Annotated in this window: 5 protein-coding genes; 3 read left to right on the forward strand and 2 right to left on the reverse strand. The window is 59.1% G+C overall.

Features of this window, described 5'->3' with window-relative positions:
• On the reverse strand, nt 1-873 hold an 873-nt coding region (locus AAAB16_RS11510; RefSeq protein ID WP_340663437.1), incomplete at its 3' end, for a PAS domain S-box protein.
• A gap of 441 nt (nt 874-1,314) precedes the next feature.
• Here AAAB16_RS11510 and AAAB16_RS11515 point away from each other — a divergent pair.
• Together AAAB16_RS11515 and AAAB16_RS11520 are read left to right on the forward strand one after the other, a co-directional pair.
• Nucleotides 1,315-2,703, forward strand: coding sequence for an ATPase domain-containing protein (locus tag AAAB16_RS11515; RefSeq protein WP_340663433.1), 1,389 nt, complete (start codon nt 1,315-1,317; stop codon nt 2,701-2,703).
• A gap of 83 nt (nt 2,704-2,786) precedes the next feature.
• Nucleotides 2,787-3,152, forward strand: coding sequence for a response regulator (locus AAAB16_RS11520; protein ID WP_340663434.1), 366 nt, complete (start codon nt 2,787-2,789; stop codon nt 3,150-3,152).
• Between the two features lie 99 nt (nt 3,153-3,251).
• Here AAAB16_RS11520 and AAAB16_RS11525 read toward each other — a convergent pair whose 3' ends face one another.
• The gene (locus AAAB16_RS11525; RefSeq protein ID WP_340663435.1) at nt 3,252-3,683 is read right to left on the reverse strand and encodes a hypothetical protein; all 432 of its coding nucleotides are present in this window, start codon (nt 3,681-3,683) and stop codon (nt 3,252-3,254) included.
• A 353-nt stretch (nt 3,684-4,036) separates the two neighbouring features.
• On the opposite strand from AAAB16_RS11525, the gene AAAB16_RS11530 reads away from it, so the two are divergent.
• A complete protein-coding gene (locus AAAB16_RS11530) occupies nt 4,037-4,660 on the forward strand; it encodes a hypothetical protein (RefSeq protein WP_340663436.1) in 624 nt (207 codons plus the stop codon).
• The last annotated feature ends 41 nt before the right edge of the window (nt 4,661-4,701 follow it).

Genomic DNA, 4,701 nt, shown 5'->3' on the forward strand with positions numbered 1-4,701 from the left:
GTCGGTGGGCAAGTCCCAGTGCCAGGTGCCGAAAATGGCCCCGGCGGCCAGGGCCAGTTGCACCCGCTCGCCGTTCTCACGCGCCGCTGCTTCGCTGGCGCGCAAGCGTTCTTCGGCATGTTTGCGCTGGGTGACATCGCTGAAAATAATCGCGATTTGCCGCTCTGCGGGCTCGCCGATGCGCGCGGCGCGCACGTCAAACCAACGCTCGAAGCCCTTGGCATAACTTTCAAAATTCGCCGGTTCGCCGGTTTTGGCTACATGCCCGTAGGTCTCAAACCAGAAACGCTCCAGGTCGGGGGCAAACTCGGAAACCCACTTGCCCTGCAGGTTAACCCCGGCCTCCCGCGTGAAGGCCTGGTTGGCCTCGACAAAGCGGTAGTCAATCGGGCGGTCATCGGCATCGTACTTAACCTGCACAATGGCAAAGGCCATCTCGCTGGTTTCCAGAATGGTGCGAAAGCGTTCTTCACTTTTCTGCAGGGCCACTTGCGCCTTGCGCCGTTGGGTGAGGTCGAGCATCGCGCCAATCATGCGCAAGCCCTGGCCCTCGGCATTGCGGATAACGTGGCCACGGTCGAGCACGTCGGCATAAGAACCATCGGCGCGCAGGAAACGGTATTCATCGGTCCAGGCACTGCCGTCGCCGTCAATCACGGCATGGATGGACGCCTCCACCCGCGCGCGGTCATGCGGATGAATATGCGCTATCCACCAGTCGCCGGTACTTTCGATGCTTGCCAACGGGTGGCCATAGGCCTGTTGCAACGCGTCGTTCCACAGCACGTGGTTGGCCGTCAGATCCCAATCCCAAATGGCATCGTTGGTGGCTTTAGCGGCAAGCCGGTAACGCTCCTGGGCTTCTTCCAGCATGCGATCAGCCGACAGCGGCGGCAAAATTAGTGAGCGATTCAGCGCCGTAAGGCGAGTGACCTCGGCTTCAAGCTCTTCTCGGGTAAGGTTTTTCAGGGCCACGCACTCGCACTTCAGTGTGGGATGTTGCTTAGCGTTCGAACGCCAGCTGTTGTGCGCGCAATCAAAGCAGAAACCGGGCAAATTTGCACTTGGCGCAACCCGTGCGAACCGCCGATGCCAGCTCGGCGCGCTTACCTTTGCGCCGGTGAAAATTGGCATTGAACATTCCTAGATTTGCACTCTCTACCATTGGCTGGCCGTACGCGAGATCGTCCACTTGCGCACGTATCACCCGTTTGAAACTAGAAATACGCAATCAAACCGGCAACAATGCGGCACTTCGCACACCGTAGTACGCGCATCTAACGACGCTGGTTGAGATCAGCAGAGGACTCAGGTTTGGATCAGTTAAAACGCCTAGAAAGTGGAATCAACGGCCTGGATACGCTGTTGAAGGGCGGCTTTGTCGCGGGCGCGTCCTACATCATTCAAGGCCGCCCCGGCTCCGGAAAAACCATTCTGGCCAACCAGCTGGGCTTTAATCACGTGGTTAACGGCGGGCGCGTTTTGTTTGCCACCTTGCTGGCCGAACCCCATGACCGGCTGTTTCACTTTCTCTCCACGCTGAGCTTTTTTGACAAGACGCAGATTGGCGAGAACATGCAATTTGTCAGCGCCTTCGACACCCTGGAAAACGATGGGTTGGACGAAGTGGTCAAGCTGCTACGCCGCGAGATCAGCCGGCAAAAAGCCACGGTCATGATTCTCGACGGCCTGCTGAACGCGCGCTCCAAAGCCGAGCTGCCGATCGACACGAAAAAGTTTATTTCCGAGCTGCAAGGCCACGCCGCCTTTGCTGGCTGCACCGTGCTGTTTCTGACCAGCTCGCAACTGGACGACGGCAGCCCGGAACACACCATGGTCGATGGCGTGATTGAGGTGGGCGAAGAGTCCATCGGCCCTCGTACCGTACGACGCATCAAGCTGCGCAAAACCCGTGGCAGCGGCTCGCTGTCGGGCGTACATGAATTTGAAATCACCGAAAACGGTATTGTCGTATACCCCCGCCTGGAGAGCTTGTTCACCCATCCCTCGCGTCCCGACAGTGACCAACTGACGTACGTGAACAGCGGTATCGAATCGCTCGACGACTTTATCGGCGGCGGTCTGGCGGCCTCTTCTGTCACCCTGGTTGCCGGGCCTTCGGGGGCGGGCAAAACCTCGCTAGGCATTCAGTTTGTGGGCCAAAGCACGCCAGAGGAGCCGGGGCTGTATTTCGGTTTCTACGAATCACCGCAGCGCCTCACACTCAAAGCCGCCGCCCTGGGCCATGACTTCAAAGCCAAGCAGGCCAGTGGTGCGCTCCATGTGATTTGGAACCCAACCACAGCTGGGCTGATTGATCGACTTGGTTACGAACTGCTGGATGTGGTCGACAAAAACCAGATCAAGCGCGTGTTTATCGACAGCCTTGGCGGCATGGCCCGGGTCGCGGCAGACAAGTCGCGGGTCATGGATTTTTTCTCCGCACTGACCGGTGAACTGCGCTCACGCGGGGTAACGGTGGTGGCCACCTGGGAAATCCAGAGTTTGCTCGGCAGCCAGGTCGACGCCCCTGGGCCAGATCTGTCCAGCGTCGTCGACAATTTGCTGCTCGTCCGGTTTGAGCAAAATGGCTCTGAACTTCAACGCCAGCTATCCATTCTGAAAATAAGAGACAGCGCTTATGACCCTTCTTTGTTGGAAGTCGTAATCGGAAATTCTGGAATATCAGTGAAGAAGGCCTGACACATGCGCTGGGCGACAAAATCAACGCCAGGGTCAACGACTCTCCGGCTCTTCATGCAAGTGCACCGTCGAGCGGGCGTGCTATGAAGACCGTGCTGATTCTCGACGATGAATACCTGATTGCGGACATTTTGAGCTTCGCATTGGAGGACGAGGGCATCCTCACGGTTACCGCCGGGCGCGGGCAAAAGGCGCTGGAGATTCTTGATCGCGAGCGCCCCGACCTGATCATCACCGACTTTATGATGCCGGGCATGACCGGCATCGAATTCGCCGAAGCCGTGCGCGCGCGTGACTCCAACAAAAATGTACCGATGATCCTGATGAGCGGCGCGCAAGCGCATTTGGGCGCTGAACGTCCGGATCTGTTTGTTGAGGTATTGGCCAAGCCATTCGATATCGCGGTGGTGCTGGCAAAGGTTAAAGCGCTACTGGATATGGATAAGTAAACCCGCCTCTACCCCTCGCTTCACAACTTCCGCACCGGCCCGCGACTGGCACTGCAGACGCGGACGCAGACGCAGACGCGGGCACTCGCTGACCACTACTTACTTGGCAAAACCGCGCGGCAAACGATTGCGGCCGGGCAGCTGCTGCAAACGCTGCTGCCATTCCGCGCGCGGTGACAAACGCGTGGCAGGCTTTGCTGCAACGGCGGCAGCACGCACAGCGGGCGCTGGAACGGTGGCGGGCTTAACGGACGGTACAGCAAGCACCTGAGCGACTGGCGCGGGCTGGGTTTCAGTGGCGACTGCCGTCGGCTTGTTTTCCTCCTCCGCTGGCGTCGCTTTGGCAGCCTTGGCCGCCGCGCGCAGTTCAGCCAGGCTAGGGGTTTTACGCACCGGCTCAGCCGCGCCCTTCTCCACCGAACGCAGGCAAAGCTTGCATGAAACCTGAGAGAGATCCTGGGTGCTGGTTAAGCTCGCCCCAGTACGTCCACATGCAACCGCATCCTGGGACGCGCAGTAATGAATGGCCAACGTGATAGCTCCTGCGTTTACGGGCGGCGGATTTTACACGCTCGGTCGCCAAATGCGGCATAAAAAGACCGGAAAAAGTCTTAGCTATCAGTATTTTGCGGCGACCACCTAGCGTGTCCCCGATGCCATTGCAGCCGTCGTCCCCGCGCAGGCGGATACCCAGGCGTGGAGATACTTCGGCAAACGCTGATTCCCTACACAATTCTGGATTCCCGCCTGCGCGGGAATGACGGTGAAAGTGGCGTCTGCAGCCAGACCGCTGCACCTCACCGATCGGCGAGAATGAACGACGTCCAGAACGTAGCCTGCCGTGCGTTATAGTGCTCGCCCGCTGGTTTTCGGAGCTTGCGTTGATGAAACACCCTCTAGTGATTGCCGCCCTCGCCTGCCTACTGGGCAGTCCTGTTGCGTTTAGCGCCGACCTTGACCCTAACGCTGCCGCCCCTGCGCCATGGCCGGTGCAGCAGGTTGAGTGGCGCGCGGTGTTGGCCGAAATCAAATCGCCGGTGGCTAATCTGGAAGCCCGCGCCAGCCGCGAGGCAGGTTTACTGCATGGCAGCGCCGAGGTGGCCGCCGAGGGGTTGGTTGACCGCATCGCCGGTAACGACAACTACCAGTTGCAGCCTTTGCAGCCCTTTGTTGCAACCATGGGCAGTTCAGCCACCCTCTCCACCTTTGTCGATACCCAGCGTAACCAGGCTGTGCGCCAGAACGGCACGCTGGTTAACCAGCCGCAGCCATTACGTGTTGGCTATTCGATAGTGCTCACACCGAGCCTGCCGCTGGGCACGCCCGAAGGCGTGGTGATCAGTGAAGTGGTGGTGGCGCAAACCCTGGCCGATGGCAATGCCGTGCATCAGGCCAATGCCTATAACAAGGCAGGCCTGCGCGAAGGGGATTTTCAAACCTTGGTGTGGACCACCGGTAAGCGCCAGTTTTTGTTGGTGCTGCGGCGTAAGGGAATTTCGCCGTTGTAGAAGCGTGTTGGGCTTCGCTTCGCTCAACCGCAACCTACGGT

The organism is Pseudomonas sp. (genome assembly GCF_037994325.1).
Taxonomy (GTDB): domain Bacteria; phylum Pseudomonadota; class Gammaproteobacteria; order Pseudomonadales; family Pseudomonadaceae; genus Aquipseudomonas.

Excerpts from the sequence above, each read along its gene's own strand:
- AAAB16_RS11530 (WP_340663436.1), top strand. The coding sequence starts at position 4,037 with ATGAAACACCCTCTAGTGATTGCCGCCCTCGCCTGCCTACTGGGCAGT.
- AAAB16_RS11520 (WP_340663434.1), top strand. The coding sequence starts at position 2,787 with ATGAAGACCGTGCTGATTCTCGACGATGAATACCTGATTGCGGACATT.